This is a genomic window from Thiorhodococcus minor, assembly GCF_010820565.1.
Classification (GTDB): Bacteria; Pseudomonadota; Gammaproteobacteria; order Chromatiales; family Chromatiaceae; genus Thiorhodococcus; species Thiorhodococcus minor.
On sequence record NZ_JAAIJQ010000215.1, the window covers coordinates 1 to 2,182 of the forward strand.

Sequence of the window (2,182 nt, forward strand, 5' to 3'; positions counted from 1 at the left end):
GCTCACGACCACCTCTCTTAAAGGCAGCCGCAGTGGGCGGTTTGAAGCCTCCGCCTGCACGGCGGCTTCGGGGGGCCGACCCCCATCTCTTGTGCAGCATGGCTGCACGCAGGGCTTGCGCCCTGCAATGCGCCTTCGTGGCACACAATCGTCTCGCGAAGCGGTAATGCACCCGTCGAGAATGCCGGCAACGGACTCGTAATGGTCAACGAGTGGGGTGAGGCCTTGAAATGATGTTGTTTCGAGGAGTACCGTGTAACCTGTTGTGAAGCTTGCAGCAGGTGTCGCGATGGTGAAGGTCGTCAAGAGATCGGGAAATGAGGTGACTGTCGAGGTGACGGTCAGTCTCGAGGGCAGTTTGCTGGAGATGGAAGGAGCGATCCAAGAGGCGACGAATGCGCTCGGTTGCTGCATGAGTGAGGAGGCCCTGGGACGTTTCGACACCGATGGTCGGCCGATCCAGGTCGGTGAGGTCAAGCTGACCGCGCGCGCACGGGATCCGAAGGCGTATCAGACGCCCTACGGCGTGGTGCGGCTCGAGCGCTACGTCTATCAGAGCTCGCGTGGCGGACGGATCTACTGCCCGCTCGAGCACGACGCGCGCATCATTCGCGGGGCCACGCCCTTGTTTGCGAGTCAAATCAGTCACAAGTACGCGCAGCTCAACGCGCGTGCCGTGCAGGCGGATCTTGAGCAGAACCACGGCCGCAAGGTCACCCGGTCCTATCTGCAGAACGTGGCCGAGTGGGTGGGCAGTATCGCCGCGGCCAAAGAAGAAGCGTGGGACTATGCGATGCCGGTGCTCAAGGCCCCGGTCGAGACGGTCGTGGTCAGCCTCGATGGCGCCATGATCCCGATGGCGGACAGCGAGGGCTACCGCGAAGCCATGGTCGGGACGCTCTCGTTCTACGATCCTGAGGGCGCGCGCCAGCACAGCATCTACCTCGCCGCCGCTCCGGAATACGGCAAGCACACCTTCTACCAGCGCCTCGAGCGCGAGATCGCCCGTGCCAAGCAGCGCTACCCCGACGCCCGCTATCTCGGGATTGCCGATGGCGCATCGAGCAATTGGGCGTTTCTTGAGCAGCATACCGAGCGCCAACTGATCGACTTCTTCCATGCCAGCGAATATGTCGGCAAGCTCGCGCAGGCGCGCCACCCACAGCGCAACGCCACCGACAAACGCTCGCAGTGGCAGCACACGCACTGCAACCTGCTCAAGCACGATCCCAACGCCCTCGACCTGCTCGTTGACGAAGCCGAGCGCCTCTCGCGCCGAGCGAGCCTCTCACAGACCCTGCGCGACGGCGCCTACAGCGCTTGGACCTATTTCAACAACCATCGTCACCAGATGAACTACCCCGGCTTCCTCGACGAGGGCCTGCCGATCGGCTCGGGTGTGACGGAGGCCGCCTGCAAGACCCTGGTCAAACAGCGCCTGTGCGCCTCCGGCATGCGCTGGAAGACCACCGGCGCCAAGATCGTGCTCAGCCTACGCGCCCTGACCCAGACTGCCGGACGCTGGGCGCAGTTCTGGGACAAGATCGATCAATTCGGGGCCGAGTGCTGCGGCTGATGACATCATGTAGAGGCCGCACCCTCCGCGAAGATCTCCGCCGACGCTATCGTCAAGCCGCCGCCAATGCCGACTCATACCACCCGCTCGCGGCCTGATGAGCCCGCGCTCGGCAGGTTGCACCCGTAGCGAACTCTCGAACTTTGACTGACGTCACAGGAAAGACAGCAAATAGCAGGGAACGCTTTGTATATGGCAGCTCTATAATCTACCTTCGGCTTAACGTTAAGCGGAATCACCCTTGCCGGATTTCGCCGCAGACTTTTCATCTTAGGAGTCTTGCCCAGGGCTTTGAAGGTGAAAAACAAAATACTTATGATCAGCGACTTACGAATATTTCCCACGTGCGTCCTGACGATCTTTGCCGAATCATGACGCGGGCAGCGACGTTAAATCATAAAAATTACGGTCGTGCACTTCTTGTAACCTTCGAAGCCATGGAGTCTTGCGCCAAGGAGCTACCGATGTCCGTAAGGCGAGCGAGAGCGGATTGCCAGTCATAAAGAGCGAAAGCGATTTCTGCCTTCTGCTGAGCCTGGCCACCGTCCCTGATGGATTTTCCCCTTTAAATAGTCATTTTGCATGAGGGAGAGGGGTGGGCCTCCC

1 protein-coding gene is annotated in these 2,182 nt (G+C 60.7%); it reads left to right on the plus strand.

What is annotated here, in order from left to right; all coding sequences use genetic code 11:
* Window positions 1-289: 289 nt before the first annotated feature.
* Window positions 290-1,576, plus strand: coding sequence for an ISKra4 family transposase (locus G3446_RS26395; RefSeq protein ID WP_164456633.1), 1,287 nt, complete (start codon window positions 290-292; stop codon window positions 1,574-1,576).
* Window positions 1,577-2,182 lie beyond the last annotated feature (606 nt).